At 72.8% G+C, this 14,554-nt stretch carries 17 protein-coding genes; 10 read left to right on the forward strand and 7 right to left on the reverse strand.

All coding sequences use genetic code 11. The features are described 5' to 3' along the window. Window positions 1-29: 29 nt before the first annotated feature. The 4 genes from pstS to FXF52_RS01285 all read right to left on the reverse strand — a co-directional run bounded on the left by pstS (window position 30) and on the right by FXF52_RS01285 (window position 4,243). Window positions 30-1,133 carry a phosphate ABC transporter substrate-binding protein PstS gene (gene pstS / locus FXF52_RS01270; RefSeq protein WP_148793253.1) on the reverse strand — a complete coding sequence of 368 codons (1,104 nt, stop codon included), beginning with the start codon at window positions 1,131-1,133 and terminating at the stop codon, window positions 30-32. A 305-nt stretch (window positions 1,134-1,438) separates the two neighbouring features. Next, window positions 1,439-2,365, reverse strand: a complete 927-nt coding sequence (gene mshD / locus FXF52_RS01275) for a mycothiol synthase (protein ID WP_148793254.1) — start codon at window positions 2,363-2,365, stop codon at window positions 1,439-1,441. Between the two features lie 146 nt (window positions 2,366-2,511). Further along, the gene (locus tag FXF52_RS01280; RefSeq protein ID WP_148793255.1) at window positions 2,512-3,357 is read right to left on the reverse strand and encodes a polysaccharide deacetylase family protein; all 846 of its coding nucleotides are present in this window, start codon (window positions 3,355-3,357) and stop codon (window positions 2,512-2,514) included. Between the two features lie 172 nt (window positions 3,358-3,529). Next, window positions 3,530-4,243: a response regulator transcription factor gene (locus tag FXF52_RS01285; RefSeq protein WP_148793256.1), complete on the reverse strand. Its 714-nt coding sequence runs from the start codon at window positions 4,241-4,243 to the stop codon at window positions 3,530-3,532. Between the two features lie 252 nt (window positions 4,244-4,495). On the opposite strand from FXF52_RS01285, the gene FXF52_RS01290 reads away from it, so the two are divergent. The 6 genes from FXF52_RS01290 to FXF52_RS01310 all read left to right on the forward strand — a co-directional run bounded on the left by FXF52_RS01290 (window position 4,496) and on the right by FXF52_RS01310 (window position 9,092). Continuing rightward, complete coding sequence (locus FXF52_RS01290) at window positions 4,496-5,542, forward strand: hypothetical protein (protein WP_148793257.1); 1,047 nt, start codon at window positions 4,496-4,498, stop codon at window positions 5,540-5,542. Window positions 5,543-5,640: 98 nt separating this feature from the next. Beyond that, a complete protein-coding gene (locus tag FXF52_RS01295) occupies window positions 5,641-6,426 on the forward strand; it encodes a DUF2993 domain-containing protein (RefSeq protein ID WP_148793258.1) in 786 nt (261 codons plus the stop codon). 122 nt (window positions 6,427-6,548) lie between these two features. Beyond that, on the forward strand, window positions 6,549-6,626 hold the full coding sequence (locus FXF52_RS43955; RefSeq protein WP_311202345.1) for an Ms5788A family Cys-rich leader peptide: 78 nt from the start codon (window positions 6,549-6,551) through the stop codon (window positions 6,624-6,626). Between the two features lie 203 nt (window positions 6,627-6,829). Continuing rightward, entirely contained in the window at window positions 6,830-7,678 is an 849-nt protein-coding gene (locus FXF52_RS01300; protein WP_148793259.1) for a sulfurtransferase, read from the forward strand. Between the two features lie 5 nt (window positions 7,679-7,683). Continuing rightward, window positions 7,684-8,025, forward strand: coding sequence for a DUF1416 domain-containing protein (locus FXF52_RS01305; protein ID WP_148793260.1), 342 nt, complete (start codon window positions 7,684-7,686; stop codon window positions 8,023-8,025). A gap of 221 nt (window positions 8,026-8,246) precedes the next feature. Continuing rightward, complete coding sequence (locus FXF52_RS01310; protein WP_148793261.1) at window positions 8,247-9,092, forward strand: hypothetical protein; 846 nt, start codon at window positions 8,247-8,249, stop codon at window positions 9,090-9,092. Window positions 9,093-9,226: 134 nt separating this feature from the next. Here the strand turns inward: FXF52_RS01310 and FXF52_RS01315 are convergent, their stop codons facing one another. The 3 genes from FXF52_RS01315 to FXF52_RS01325 form a co-directional block, all read right to left on the reverse strand. Next, the gene (locus FXF52_RS01315; RefSeq protein ID WP_148793262.1) at window positions 9,227-11,272 is read right to left on the reverse strand and encodes a glycogen debranching N-terminal domain-containing protein; all 2,046 of its coding nucleotides are present in this window, start codon (window positions 11,270-11,272) and stop codon (window positions 9,227-9,229) included. Further along, window positions 11,269-11,661: an SCP2 sterol-binding domain-containing protein gene (locus tag FXF52_RS01320; protein ID WP_148793263.1), complete on the reverse strand. Its 393-nt coding sequence runs from the start codon at window positions 11,659-11,661 to the stop codon at window positions 11,269-11,271. Before FXF52_RS01320 ends, FXF52_RS01315 begins: the two co-directional genes overlap by 4 nt. A 90-nt stretch (window positions 11,662-11,751) precedes the next feature. Beyond that, window positions 11,752-12,126: a DsrE family protein gene (locus tag FXF52_RS01325; RefSeq protein WP_148793264.1), complete on the reverse strand. Its 375-nt coding sequence runs from the start codon at window positions 12,124-12,126 to the stop codon at window positions 11,752-11,754. 12 nt (window positions 12,127-12,138) lie between these two features. Here FXF52_RS01325 and mtfM point away from each other — a divergent pair, with 12 nt between their 5' ends. From mtfM to FXF52_RS01340, 4 genes are all read left to right on the forward strand, one after another. After that, entirely contained in the window at window positions 12,139-12,243 is a 105-nt protein-coding gene (gene mtfM / locus FXF52_RS43800) for a small membrane protein MtfM (protein ID WP_274534545.1), read from the forward strand. Continuing rightward, on the forward strand, window positions 12,237-12,830 hold the full coding sequence (locus tag FXF52_RS01330; RefSeq protein ID WP_148793265.1) for an FABP family protein: 594 nt from the start codon (window positions 12,237-12,239) through the stop codon (window positions 12,828-12,830). The genes mtfM and FXF52_RS01330 overlap by 7 nt, the downstream gene beginning before the upstream one ends. 134 nt (window positions 12,831-12,964) lie before the next feature. Continuing rightward, window positions 12,965-13,393: a Fur family transcriptional regulator gene (locus FXF52_RS01335; protein ID WP_073834482.1), complete on the forward strand. Its 429-nt coding sequence runs from the start codon at window positions 12,965-12,967 to the stop codon at window positions 13,391-13,393. Further along, window positions 13,390-14,502, forward strand: coding sequence for a folate-binding protein YgfZ (locus FXF52_RS01340; RefSeq protein ID WP_148793266.1), 1,113 nt, complete (start codon window positions 13,390-13,392; stop codon window positions 14,500-14,502). Before FXF52_RS01335 ends, FXF52_RS01340 begins: the two co-directional genes overlap by 4 nt. Window positions 14,503-14,554: the final 52 nt, after the last annotated feature.

Consider the following 14,554-nt stretch of genomic DNA (forward strand, 5'->3'; position numbering starts at 1 on the left):
GCATTGAGAAGGTGGTGTGGGCCGGTGCGTCAGGCGAGGCTCTTGACCGCGGTCTCGACCTTGGTGCGGACCGAGTCCGGCAGCGGGGCGTAGCCCAGCTCGACCAGGTCCTGCTGGCCCTCGGCGCTGGCCGCGTGGGTCAGCAGGCCCTTGACCAGCGGCAGCTTGTCGGCCGCCAGGCCCTTGCTGCAGACGATCTCGTAGGTCACCAGGACGATCGGGTACGCCCCGGCCTCCTTGGTGTTGTAGTCGATCGACATCTTCAGGTCGTTGCCCTGGCCCTCGATCTTGGCCCCGGCGATCGCCTTGCCGGCCGACTCGGCGGTCAGCTCAGCCCACTCGCCGGCACCGTTCTGGACCTTGGCCTTCTTCAGGCCGGAGTTCTCGGCGTACGACCACTCGACGTAGCTGATGGTGCCCTCGGTGCTCTTGACCTTGCTGGCCACACCGTCGGACTTGGCCGCGCCGACGCCGCCCGGGGCCTTCCAGGCCTTGGCGTTGCCGAAGGTCCAGTCCGCCTCAGCGGTCTTGGAGAGGTACTTGGTGAAGTTGTCGGTGGTGCCCGACTCGTCGGAGCGGTGCACCGCCTGGATCGCGGTCGACGGCAGCTTGGCGTCCGGGTTGTCGGCCTTGATCGCCGGGTCGTCCCACTTGGTCACCTTGCCGGCGAAGATCTGTGCCAGGGTGGCCGGCTTGAGCTGGAGGTTGTCCACGCCGCCGACGTTGTAGACGATGGCCACCGGGCCGATCACCATCGGCAGGTTGAGGGCCTGGCCGCCGACGCACTTGGCGTCCGCCTGCGGCTGCTCCTCCGGCTTGAGGGCGGAGTCCGAACCGGCGAAGTCGGCGGTGCCGGCGATGAAGGCCTGGATGCCGGCGCCCGAACCGCTGGGCTCGTAGTTGATCGTGGTGCCCGCGCACTTCTGCTGGTACGCCTTGATCCACTCGGCCATCGCGTTCTTCTGCGCGGAGGAACCCTGCGCGTTCAGCGTGCCCGTGGCGCAGTCGGCGGCAGCGGCGGAGCCGGAGGCGGAGGCGCCGCTCGGCGCGTTGTTGTCCGAACCGCAGGCGCTGAGACCGAGCACCGCGGTAAGAGCGAGGCAGGCGATGGCGCCGTGGCGCTGCAGCTTCACCTGAGGGGTTTCCCTTCACGTCTTTGTCAGGTCGCCCGGTCCGGGAGGCCGGGTGCCGGCGCTGACCGGCTGAAGATGAAGCTAGAAGTGCCAGGTAGACGGTTCGCCGGTCAGAAGTGAACGGAAGATGAACAGGCTCGCTCCGTGGAACGACGGCCAGCTGAGTGTGTGTTGTCCATTACATGAACTGGCGGGGAGGTGTCCCCTTTATCGCCATACGTCGGGCGGCGCGGGATCGCCCCGGAACGTCACCGTGATGGTCCCGTGATGCGTGCTGTCCGGTCCTGTCGACGTCGGCGACGGGGTCAGCCGAGCTGGTAGTTGACGTGCGCGGACCAGCGGGCGAAGCCGAGCCGCTCGTAGAGCGCGACCGCCCCGGTGTTCGACTCGTCGACGTAGAGCATCACCCGGTCCAGCCCGCGCCGGTCCCGCAGATACGCCAGCCCGGCGGTGGTGAGCGCCCGGCCGAGCCCGCCCCGGTGCGCGGTCGGGGACACCCCGAGCACGTAGACCTCGCCGATCGGGGTCGAGCCGGGCCGCTCGTGCACCTTGGTCCAGTGGAAGCCGAGCAGCCGGCCGGTGGACGACTCCACGGCGAGCAGGAAACCGGCCGGGTCGAACCACGGCTCGGCGAGGCGTACCCGCAGGTCGGCCAGGGTCCACCGGCCCTGCTCGGGGTGCGCGGCAAAGGCGGCGTTGTTGAGCGCCAGCCACGCCTCGTCGTCCTCGCCGGGGCGGAAGACACGCAGCTCGACCCCGTCTGGCAGCGCAGGCTCGGGCAGGGCCGTGGTCAGCGGGCGGCGCAGCTGCCAGAGCACCCGGGCGCGGGCGAAGCCCAGGTCGACCGCGAGCGCCGCGGCCGACGGGTGGTCGCCGTGCGCCCAGGCGCGCAGCGGCCCGGACGCCGCGGCCAGCACGCCCCGGGCCAGCGCCCGTCCGGTGCCGCGCCGGCGGTACGTCGGATGCACCACCATCTCCACCCCGATGCCGTTCGCCGGGTCGGTGGTGTCCAGGTGGGCGTACCCGGTGAGGGTGTTGTCGGTGGCCCGGGCGGTGAGGTGCACGGCGGCCGCCTCCGGCTCCCGCAGCCGCAGCAGCACGTGCTCGTCGAGCGGGTCGGCGCCGTCGGCGTCTCCGGCGACGCGGGCCAGCGCCAGCACCTCGGCCACCTCGACCGGCGCCAGCCGGTCGGCGCGGACGACCCGGTCGGCGGTCGGCTCGGTGCTGCTCATGCCGCCGCCTCGCTGCGCTCGGCGGCGGCATGAGGCACCACGGCACTGTGCTGACGATTCGCTCGCTGCCGCTCGCTCATCCCGTCACCGTAGCGGGCGGCGGGCCGCCGATCCGGCCCGACGCCCGCGCTGGCCCGTGGTGGTCGTCACGTGGTGCCGGTGGGCAGCGCCTCCAGCTGGAACCGGCGCAGCAGCTCGGGCAGCAGGTACTGCAACGCCTCGACGGTGCCCGACCGGTCGCCGCCGGCGTCGTGCATCAGCACGATCGAGCCGGGGGCAGTCTGGGTCAGCACCGTATCGGCGATCTGCGCCGCGCCGGGCATCGACCAGTCCACCGGGTCCACCGCCCAGTGCAGCGGGACCATGCCCAACTCCTCGGCGACCGACACGACCTGGGACGTCCAGGCCCCACCGGGCTGCCGGTAGTACGCGACCCGCGCGTTCGGCGCCGCCGCCCGGATCGCCGCGTCGGTCCGCAGCAGGTCGTCCCGGATCGTCCCCGGCGACCGGTCGCCCAGGCTCACGTCGTGGTTCCAGGAGTGGTTGCAGAGGGTGTGCCCCTCGGACACGATCGCCTGGACCAGGTCCGGGTTGCTCTCCGCGTTCTCCCCCACCACGCAGAAGGTGGCCTTCACCCGGTACTGCCTGAGCAGGGCGAGCACCTGCGGGGTGTACTGCGGGTCGGGCCCGTCGTCGAAGGTCAGCGCCACCCGGGACGACCCGGTGGTGACCATGGCGCCGAACGGCCCGTCCGGGTCACCCTGCGGCTGGCGGTCCCGCTCGGACGGGCTCGGGCTGGCGGACGGCGAGGCGGAGGGGCGGGTGGGGGGTGGCTGGTCGGCGTAGTGCGTGCTGTTGACGTTGGCGGTCGCCCCGGTGGGCGGGGGTGCCAGCTGGGCCATCAGGCTGTGGCCGATCGCGAACGACGAGCCGAGCAGCGCGGCCAGCACCAGGGTCACGGTCGCGATCCGGCGTAGTGTCTTGGCCGACATCACCGGCACCGCCCGTCGGGCTCGCCGTGTCGGCCTGTGCGCTTCTCCCTGATCCCCGTACGCATTGCCGCCCCCTTTGTCCGAATTTGACTCAGGATAATCTCGGCCAAGAGGGCAAAAGGGTCAGAAGGGAGGAAGCTTCACGAAAGAGGGAAACAGAAGAGGTTTCCGGTCAGACTGGCAGGGGTGCGGTCTCCGACTCCGGCAGCGAGCGCGACGGCGGCACGACGAACTTGTAGCCCACCTGGCGCACGGTGCCGATCATCGACTCGTACTCCGAGCCGAGCTTGGCGCGCAGCCGCCGGACGTGCACGTCGACCGTCCGGGTGCCGCCGAAGTAGTCGTAGCCCCAGACCTCGCGGAGCAGTTGGTCGCGGGTGAACACCCGGCCCGGATGCTGGGCGAGAAACTTCAGCAGCTCGAACTCCTTGTAGGTGAGGTCGAGCGGGCGGCCCTTGAGCTTGGCCGCGTAGGTGTCCGGGTCGATGGTGAGCTCGCCGGCCCGGATCGAGCCGCCGGCGCCGGCCGTCGCGTTGCTGAGCCGGCCGACCGCGAGCCGCAGCCGCGCCTCCACCTCGGCCGGTCCCGCCCCGGCCAGGATGACGTCGTCCACGCCCCAGTCGGCGTTCAGCGCGATCAGGCCGGCCTCGGTGACCACGGCGACCAGCGGCACCCCCAGCCCGGTGGCGTGCAGCATCCGGCAGGTCGCGCGGGCCTCGCTCAGCTCGGAGCGGGCGTCCACCAGGACGGCGTCCGGGGTCGGGCCGGACACCAGCGTGCGGACGTCGCGGGGCGCGGTGCGGACCGAGTGCGGCAGCAGGTCGAGCGCCGGCAGCACCGCCGATGGTTCCCCCGCGCGGGCGGTCACCAGCAGCAGGATCTCCACACGATCACCTCCGTCCCCCGGCGGCCTCGGCCGCGCGTGACCAGCGACACTCCCGGGCGGGGTGGCACTGCGAACTTGCGTGGGACCCGGCGTCGCTGACGGGCGACTAACGGCTTGAGCGTAACGGATCGACCGGATCCGGCTTCCGTACGATTTCCCGTTTGTCCGATCTGCCCTCGATCGCGGCCCAGGTTTTAACGTTGCCGAAACCGTGACCTCCGCCGGAGCCGCCGGGTCTGGCACGATCGGGGCGTGTTTCCCTCCACCTCGCCCGACACGGGCCGCGACCCGTGGGCCGACGACGCGCGTCCGGGGCCGGCCGGCCCGTCCCGTGGCTATCCGCCGGGTCCGCGCACTGGTCCGACGGACGGCGAGGAGCGGACCGAACGGACGGGCCCGCGCCGGCTCCGCAAGGGCGGCCCGGGGCGACGCCCGGACCCCGAGTCCGCCGACGAGGCCGTGGAGGAGGTGCCCCCGGTCCCGGTCCGCCGACCGCTGGCGCTGACCGTCGCGGGCTTCGCCGCGCTGCTCGGCGTCGGCCTGGTGCTCGGCGCGCAGACCGCCGGCCCGGGGCACCGGCTGCCCTTCGCGTTCATCGTCTTCGGCGTCCAACTGCTCTTCGTGCTCGCCTGGACGATGGCCATGCGCCCGCCGGCGCTGCTGGTGGTCGCGCTGGTCAGCGCCGGGGTGGCCGCGATCGCCGACGCCGCCGCGGTGCAGTCGGAGATCGCCGGCCTGGCCCCGCTCGGGTACGCCGCGGCCGCTGGCTTCGTGCTCGGCGTGCTCGGCCAGCTCGTCCGCCGGGTGGACCGGGTCCGGGTGACCGACTCGCTCGGCAGCACCCTGCTGATCGTGGTGGGCGTGGTCGCGTTCGCCAGCCTGATCGTGCTCAGCCGGATCCCGAAGGGGACCCAGGCGATCACCGTCTGCCTCACCGCCACCGGTGTCGCGCTCCTGGTGGCTCGGCTGACCGACGCGGTGGCGCCCTGGCCCCGGCTCGCCCCGCAGGTGCCCCGGGGGGCTGCCGGCGTGGTCGTGGGCGCCATGCTCGGCACCCTGACCAGCGCGGTGTTCGGTAGCTACCTGGTCGGCTTCACCCCCACCAGCGCCGCCCTGGTCGGGCTGGTCACGGCGGCCACCGCCGTGCTGGCCGACCTCGCCGTCGGGTACGCCGAGGCGGGCCGGCTGATGGCCGGCGAGCCGCCCACCATGTGGATCGCCCGGCACATGCAGGGGCCACTGGGCGGCTTCGCGCTCGCCGCGCCGGCCGCGTACGCCATGTGCGTGCTCTTCCTCTGAGCGTGCGGTTGGGGATTTCACGCCTCGGGTAAGTACCGTTGCGCCCCGAGAGGACGACAGCGCGGATCTCGCGACCGGCAGCGAGGACAGGAGGCGGCGTGGCAGAGGCGTACCCGGCGTACGAGGACCGGCCCCGACGACGGGGCCGGAAGGTGCTGATCGGTTTCGTCGTCCTGCTGCTGGTCCTGGCCGGGCTGCTGGTGGTCGCCGACCGGGCGGCCGCCGGCGTGGCCGAGCGCGCCATCGCCGACCAGGTGCGGCAGGAGGTCGCCAAGCAGGACGTGCAGTCCGCGCCGCCCAAGGTCGACGTGGCCGGCTTCCCGTTCCTCACCCAGGTGGTCGCCGGAAAGTACCAGCACATCTCGATCGTGCTGACCGACGTGACGGGCTCCGTGCAGGGCGACGCGGTCAGTGTGCCGCGGCTGGACGTGGACGCCCGCAACGTGCGGGCGTCGCTGGACACCCTCCGGTCCGGCCAGGGTGACGTGGTCGCCGAGAGCGTCGACGGTCGCGCCACCATCAGCTACGACAGCCTGGCGAAGATGCTCGACCGGCCGGGGCTCACCCTCGGCGAGCGGGACGGCAAGCTCACGGTCACCGCTCCGGCGGACATCCTCGGCGTCAAGCTCACCGTCCACGGCACCGCCGACCTGACGGTCGCCGGAGGCAAGGTGGCGCTGCGGTTCAACGACCTGACCGCCGAGGGCCTGCCGAACCTGCCCATGGCCAAGGCGCTGCTGGCCAACTACGCCCGGAGCATCTCGATCAACGTGCCCCTGCCCGAGCTGCCGTTCCAGCTCGCTGTCCGGAAGGTGGAACCGAAGCCGGAGGGCCTGGTGGTCACCGCCGACGCGAAGAACGTGCCGATCAACTCCGCCAGCTGACGGAATCCCTACTCACGGCCCGACCACCGGTCGGGCCGTCGGCGTTGTCCGGGCTGGTGCCGTGTCCCGGATGCTGGTCGGACCGGTGGCGCCGGCCGGAGCGGCTGGTAGTGTCCCTCCCCATGGGGACGCTCCTCACCAAACGGCGCGCGGTCGACCTGTGCCGCGTGGCCACCTGCCTGTGTCGCCCCGTCATCTGACGGCGGGGCTGTCCTCGGCCGCCTAGCGGCCACCGGCACACAGGGTCCGCGTACCCTCCGGTTTCCCTTGATCGCCCGGCAGCGGCGCCGTCGCACGTACCCGTGATCCGTTCCTAGCTCTGGGTCCCGCGCGTGGTGCGACAACTACCGACTTCGATCTCCGCGCGCAGGCTCACCATCCGTCCTCACCAGGGAGTGATCTGATGAGTCGCGACACCGCACTCGTCTCGGCCGAGTGGGCCGAGAAGAACATCGACGCCCCGGGCGTCGTCTTCGTCGAGGTCGACGAGGACACGTCGGCCTACGACACCGGCCACATCGCCGGCGCCGTCAAGCTCGACTGGAGGACTGACCTCCAGGACCCGGTGCGCCGGGACTTCGTCAACAAGACCCAGTTCGAGGCGCTGCTCTCGGACCGGGGCATCGGCAACGACGACGTCGTCGTCCTCTACGGCGGCAACAACAACTGGTTCGCCGCGTACGCGTACTGGTACTTCAAGCTCTACGGTCACCGTGACGTGAAGCTGCTCGACGGCGGTCGCAAGAAGTGGGAGCTGGACGCCCGCCCGCTGGTCACCGACCGGGTGGAGCGCCCGCGGACGCAGTACGTCGCGAGCGAGCCGGACACCTCGATCCGCGCCTTCCGCGACGAGGTGGTCGCCGCGATCGGCACCAAGAACCTGGTCGACGTGCGCAGCCCCGACGAGTACGCGGGCCGGCTGCTCGCCCCCGCCCACCTGCCGCAGGAGCAGGCCCAGCGGGCCGGCCACGTGCCGACCGCGATCAGCGTGCCGTGGTCCAAGGCGGCCAATGAGGACGGCACCTTCAAGTCCGACGACGAGCTGCGCAGGATCTACGCGGACGCCGGGCTGGACGACAGCAAGGAGACGATCGCCTACTGCCGGATCGGCGAGCGCTCCTCGCACACCTGGTTCGTGCTCCAGGAGCTGCTCGGCCACCGGAACGTGAAGAACTACGACGGCTCGTGGACCGAGTACGGCTCGCTGGTCGGCGTGCCGGTCGCGCTCGGCGACGAGCCGGGGGAGGCCTGATCACCATGACTGCTTCCACTGCGGCAACGGCTGCCACCGCCGCCGGTTGCGCTGCTCCCGACCAGGCCGCGCCGCTGCCGGCCAGCCTGGACCTGGAGAAGGAGACCGTCATCACCGGCCTGGTCAAGGCCGAGTCCGGCGAGGTCGTGCCGGGCGCGTACGTCCGGCTGCTCGACTCGACCGGCGAGTTCACCGCCGAGGTGGTGACCTCCCCGGCCGGCCAGTTCCGGTTCTTCGCCGCGCCGGGCAACTGGACCCTGCGGGCGCTCTCCCGGCACGGCAACGGCGACACCGCCGTCACCGCCGCTCGCGGGATCAACGAGGTGGCCGTGACGGTCGCCGCCTGACCCACGCTCTGACCGACCCGTGGCCCGTCGCCCTGCCCCCCAGGGCGGCGGGCCACGGGTCGTTCCGGGGCGCTCCCGCCCGGCCTGGCCCGGTCAGGCCGGCTCGGGATTGATCGACTGCGGGTCGGCGATGTGGTGGGGGCCGCGGCCGTGCGACACCGCCAGATCGGCGACCTGGCACCGCCAGGCCGGGGCTCGCCGCCGCGTGACACGATGGCCCGGTGAGTGGTGCTGTCCAGGCGGGGTACGCCCCGCCGACCCGTCCCGACCAGCCGGCCCCGGGGCGGCGCGGGCTGCGTTGGCTGGTGGCCGCGGCGGCGGCGTGGGCGGTGCTGCTCGCCGGGCTGACCTGGTGGTCGGTGCGGCACGACCCGCCGACCGTGAAGGAGCAGCGCAGCCTGGGCCAGGCGATTCCGGTGGTGGACGGCGCGGTGGGGCGCCTGGTGGCCGCCGTGGACGGCGAGGCCTGGGAGCTGACCCCGGCCCAGCTGCGCCGGGGCTGCCGGGTCACCCCGCTGGCCGACGGGGCGACACTGACCCGGGGCCTAGACGTGCTGGTCGCCGTCGGCAGCGAGCGGGCCCTGCTGGAGCGGGTGGCGCAACGACTGCCGGCCGACTGGTGGGCCGGGGTCGGTGCCGCGTCGGGCGGTCCCCGGCTGCGCGCCGACGCGGGGGAGTTCGTGGCGGTCGACGGGCGGGTGGTGGCCGACGGACGGGTCCGACTCTCTGCCGCGACCGGCTGCCGTCCCGTCGACCCCGCGTACGCCGAGCCGCGGCCGGCGCCCGCCGTCGCACCGGAGCTGGGGGCGGCGCTGCGGGCGCTGGGCCGCTCCGGCCCGCCACCTGCCGAGGTGGTCGTGGCGCCCTGCCCGGCGGGCGGGACCGCCCGGACGGTCAGCGCCGCGGCCGGCGGCAAGCCGGTGTCGCTGGCGCCGCTGCGCCCGCTCGGCGTCGCCGTGGTCGACCGTCCCGAGACGTACGCCTACCGGGCCGGGCCGGTGGCCGTGCTGGCCGACGCCACCGGCGACCAGCTAAGGCTGGCTGCCTCGACCGGCTGCGCCGGCTGACGCCCGGTCCGGCCGACCCGGGGCCGCTCCCGGGCTGGCGGCCTCGACCCGCTGACCGCCTGGTTCGGCCGACCCGGGCCCTCCGGACCGCGCCTCCCGGCCGAGGAGGTGGCGGGGCCGCCGGGGTGCGAACGTCAGTGGCTGTGGTCGTGCGGGCCGCGGCTGCGGCCCAGGGCGTCCACCCGGCCCCACCGGCCCGGGATGTCGAGCACCTCCACCCGGCCGATCCCCTCGGGCAGGGCGGGATCGATGATCAGGTGCTCGCCCTGCGGCTCCAGGCCGAGCATCACCCGGAGCAGCAGCAGCGGCGTGCCGGACGACCAGGCCTGCGGGCTGCACGCGGTCGGGTACTGCACCGGGTAGTCGGTGAGGGTGCGCTCGTAGCCGGCGAACGCCTCGGGGAGCCGCCCGTCGAAGTAGCGGGACGCGGCGAGCATCCCGTCGCAGATCCGGCCGGCCTCCTCCCGGAAGCCGTACTTCATCAGCCCCCAGGCGATGAACGAGTTGTCGAACGGCCAGACCGTGCCGACGTGGTAGCCGATCGGGTTGTAGCGGCCCTGGTCGTCGGCGAGGGTACGCACCCCCCACCCGGAGAAGAGGCGCGGCCCGAGCAGGTGACCGGCCACCGCGGCGGCCCGTGACTCGTCCACGATGCCGCTCCACAGCAGGTGGCCGATGTTGGACGAGAGGGCGTCGACGTGCCGTCCCTCCGGGTCCAGGGCCATCGCGTAGTACTCCTTATCCGGGATCCAGAAGTCCCGGTTGAACCGCTCCTTCAGCTCCGCCGCCTCGCGTTCCAGCCGGTCGGCGTACGCGGGGTCGTTCCAGAACGTCCGGGCCAGCCGGGCGCCGCGCAGCTTGGCGTCGTACGCGTACCCCTGGAGCTCGCAGGTGGCCCGGGGGAACCCGGGCAGCCGGCCGTCGGCGTAGGAGACGGAGTCCCAGGAGTCCTTCCAACACTGGTTGGGCAGGCCGGTCTCCGGGTTGCGGGTCATGTACCAGACGTATCCGGTGCCGAGCAGGTCCCCGTACGTGTCGATCCAGTTCAGCGCCGCCCGGGTCTCGTGCTCCAGTTGCCGGACCAGCGTGGCGTCCCCGGTCCACCGCTCGTACTCGTCGAGCAGGATCACGAAGAGCGTGGTCGAGTCGGCTGAGCCGTAGTACGGGGAGTGCGGCTGCTCCTCGAAGCCGGCGGTCTCGCCGTACCGCAGTTCGTGCAGGATCTTGCCGGGCTCCTCGTCCCGGAAGTCGTCCAACCGGCTGCCCTGCAGGCCGGCCAGCATGAGGATGGTCGGCGGGACCAGGCCGGGCAGGAAGGGCAGCACCTGGAGCGAGGTGAAGATGCTGTCCCGGCCGAAGAGGGTCATGAACCAGGGCAGGCCGGCGGCGAGCAGCCGCACCCCCAGCGCGATCGACTCGTACCGGAGGGCGGCCAGGTCGTTGAGGCTGCGCCGGTACGCCCCGGCCAGCGGCTGGCAGTCGCAGCCGAGTTTCGGCGCCCGCTCGATCAGGTCGTTCTGCTCGGCGTGGATCGCCGCGGCCGTGCGGTGCCCGCCCAGCGGCAGGGTGCTCCGGATGTCCTCGCCCCGGGCGCCGTAGATGACGGTGCTGACCTGCAACCGGGTGGCCCACTCGCCGTGCGGACCGACCCGGATCCGGAAGGTCATGCCGCCCTCGTCGATGTCGGCCGGCGCGCTCGTGCTGATCACGGTCTCCCGGTGGAGATTCTCCCGCCGGTAGACCAGCCGGAGCTCGTTCGCCGCCACGCTCGGGGTGGTGCGTCCCTTCTTCGGCCGCTGGTGCTTGATCTCGAAGACGTCCGCGAAGTCCGCGCCGATGTCGATTCGGAGACTGAACTCCTTCTCCTGCTCCGAGTGGTTGATCAGGGTCAGCTCCTCGCCGAAGCTGCCGCCGATCGCCCGGCTACGGATCACCGAGACCTTGGCGTCCACGTAGTGCGTCGGCTCGCCGGGGACCAGGAAGAAGCGCGTCGCGTACGACTGGGAGTCGTCGACGGAGAGCGGCTGCAGTCGCTGGCCGTCGAGGGTGAGTATCCACGCGGAGACGAACCGGGTGTCGAAGGAGAACAGCCCGGTGGGGAAGTCAAAGGACGGCTCGATGTCGCCGCGCTCGTCGCTGACCAGGAACGTGTTGCCGTCCAGGATGCTGACCCGAGTCATCCGGGCTGTCCGGCCTGTTCGCGGGCGACCTCGCGGGCCACCTCGCGGGGATCCCGGGTGCCGGGCGGATCGGGGAAGAACCGGCGGAAGAGGAGGAACAGCAGCACGTTGCCGCTGAGCGTGGCCTCGTTGCGGAACACCGCCGCCAGGGCCGACTCGCGGCCTTCGGCCAGTTCCTCGAACAGGTCGGCACCGACCGTGAAAGTGGCGTCCGCCAGCCGCTGCTCCCGGCTCACCCGGACCGACCCGGGCGCCAGCTCCAGGTACCAGTGCTCGGTGCGGTTGCCCGCGGTCAGGTCGACCTGGAGGGTGCCGCCGGCCGGCCCGCGCAGCACCGCCGGGGCACGCTTCGGCAGTGCCGCGAAGAACTCCTCGGTCGCCTGACCCACATCCGAATCGTAGGCAGCAGCCGGACATGCCGGGTCATTATCGGCGCTCCACACAAGGTGGACATCGGTCCCGGGCCGGCCCGGGCGGCGTCAGTAGACCAGGGCCTGGGCGCCCTCGGCCATCGCCTCCTCGACGAAGACGGCCGCGCCGGCGATGCGTACGCCGGGGATGACGTCACCCTGGCCGATGTCCCGCCGGGCGGCGCACTGGGTGCAGGCGGTGACCTTGCCGGTGGCCAGGATCACGTGCAGCAGTTCGGCCAGCGGCGCGGAGTGCGGCAGTTCGAACTCCTGCGCCCGCCCGGGCAGCGCGAACCAGGTTGACTCCCCGGTCAGCCAGAGCGACACGTCGACCCCGGCGGCCGCCGCCGTGGCGGCGACGGTGAAGGCCTGCGCGCAGCGCTCGGGTGCGTCCGCCCCGGCGGTGGCCTTGACGACGAGAGTACGGGCCATGGCGCCCAGCATAGGATGGCCCGGATGGTTACCGAGATCGGGTTCGTCAGCCTGCTGGTCGCCGGCCTGGGCGCGCTCGCCGGTGGCCTGGTCTATCTGGCCGTGAAGATCTCGAGAGGAAAATGGTGAGCGACAACCCACTTGCGCCGCCGCCGTGGCTGAACGCGCCGCCGGTCGACCCGTACCCGTACGAGGAGAGCCACGACCTGCGCGTCGGCCCGAAGCTGCACCCGAGCCTGGACGGCCTGCTGCCGTACATCGGGGTGTGGCGGGGGCGCGGCCGGGGCGGGTTCCCGACCATCGAGGACTTCGACTTCGCACAGGAGATCCGGATCAGCCACGACGGCCGGCCGTTCCTGCTCTACGAGTCCCGCGCCTGGATCCTCGACGAGCAGAGCCGCCCGGTCCGCCCGGCCGGCCGTGAGGTCGGCTGGTGGCGTCCGGTGATGGACGGCGACCGGGTCACCGACGAGGTGGAAGCCCTGATGAGCACGCCGACCGGGGTGATGGAGCTGCACATCGGCCGGCGCAAGGGCACCCAGATCGAGTTCGCCACCGACGCGGTGCTCCGGACGGCCACCGCCAAGGAGGTCACCGCCGGTGCCCGCCTCTTCGGCATCGTCGAGGGCGCCCTGCTGTACGCCCAGGAGATGGCCGCCATGGGCCACCCCCTGAGCCCCCACCTCTCCGCCCGCCTCCTCCGCGTGGCCGGCTGACGCCGCCCCGGCCCGTCGGGATCATGAGGGTGCCGGCGATGCCGCGCCCGACGCCGCCGGCGACCTCGCGGTCGACAGCGCGGGGCTCCGCCGGTGTGGGCGGGGCGGTGCGGTGGCCGAACTATGATCGGACGGTGTCCGAATCCTCCCTCGCGGAACTGCTCCGCTCCCGTGGGCTGCGGCTGACGGCGCAGCGGCAGCTCGTCCTGCAGGCGGTGATGGACCTGGGGCACGCCACGCCGGAGCAGGTGCACACGGCGGTCCGGGAGGTGGCCGCCGGGGTCAACATCACCACCATCTACCGGACGTTGGAGCTGCTGGAGCGGCTCGGGCTGGTGACGCACACCCACCTGTCCCACGGCTCGCCGACCTACCACGCGGCGGGCGAGCACCAGCACGTCCACCTGGTCTGCCGGGAGTGCGGCGCGATCGACGAGATCGAGCCCGAGCTGCTCCGCCCGCTCGCCGACCAGTTGGCCGCACAGCGGGGGTTCCAGGTGGACATCGGGCACGTGGCGCTCTTCGGCGTCTGCGGCCAGTGCGAGGACGGGGGACGCAAATGATCGACATCGCGGGAGCGGTGGCCGCCGAGGCCATCGACGAGGAGACCCGGGAGCAGCCGGAGCCGGTGCACCGGGCGGCCGGGGTTGGCCCGGTGGCCGCCCACTACGGCGACCCGCTGCGCGAGCAGCGCACCCTGGCCACCGGCGTCGGCCTGGTCGACCGCTCGCACCGGGGTGTGGTGGCGGTGCCGGGCGAGGAGCGGATCGGCTGGTTGCACACCCTGACCAGCCAGCACCTCGCCGGGCTGGGCGCCTGGCAGGGCACCGAGCTGCTCGTCCTCTCTCCGCACGGGCACCTCGAGCAGCACGCCATGGTCGCCGACGACGGCGAGACCACCTGGCTGGACACCGAGCCGGGGATGACCACCGGGCTGCTGTCGTACCTGGAGAAGATGCGGTTCTTCAGCAAGGTCGACCCGCGCGACGCGACCGCCGACCACGCGCTGCTCTCGCTGGTCGGGCCGGAGGCCACCGGCGCGCTCGACACGCTCGGCGTCACCGGGTTGGCGGCGCCGGACGCCGTCGCCGTGCCGGGCCCGAAGTTCCGCTCCGGCGAGCTGCCGTCCCGGCCCTCCGTGGTGTACGACGTCAAGCCGCTGCCGGTCGGCGGGTGGGCCCGGCGGGTGCCGCTCGGCGTGGACCTGCTGGTGCCCCGGGACGCGATGACCCAGGTGGTGGACGAGCTGCGGGGGGCCGGCGTGCCGGTGGCCGGGCTGTGGGCGTACGAGGCGATCCGGGTGGCCGCCCGGCGGCCGCGGGTCGGGGTGGACACCGACCACCGGACGATCCCGGCCGAGGTGGATCTGATCGCGCCGGCCGTACACCTGGACAAGGGCTGCTACCGGGGGCAGGAGACGGTGGCCCGGGTGCACAACCTGGGCCGGCCGCCGCGCCGCCTCGTCCTGTTGCACCTGGACGGGGTGACCACCGACCAGCTGCCGGCCGCCGGCACCCCGGTGACCCTGGACGGCCGGGCGGTCGGTTTCGTCGGCACCGCGGTGCAGCACCACGAGCTGGGCCAGATCGCCCTCGCCGTGGTCAAGCGCAACGTCGCCGAGGACGCCCGCCTGCTGGTCGGCGAGGCCGCCGCCGCCATCGAGCCGTCGTAAGGGTGCCTCGCCGAGGGCCGCAAGGCGGAAATTCTTTCGGCTCTGCGCCCGA

This window comes from Micromonospora sp. MP36 (assembly GCF_008119785.1).
Taxonomy (GTDB): Bacteria; Actinomycetota; Actinomycetes; order Mycobacteriales; family Micromonosporaceae; genus Micromonospora.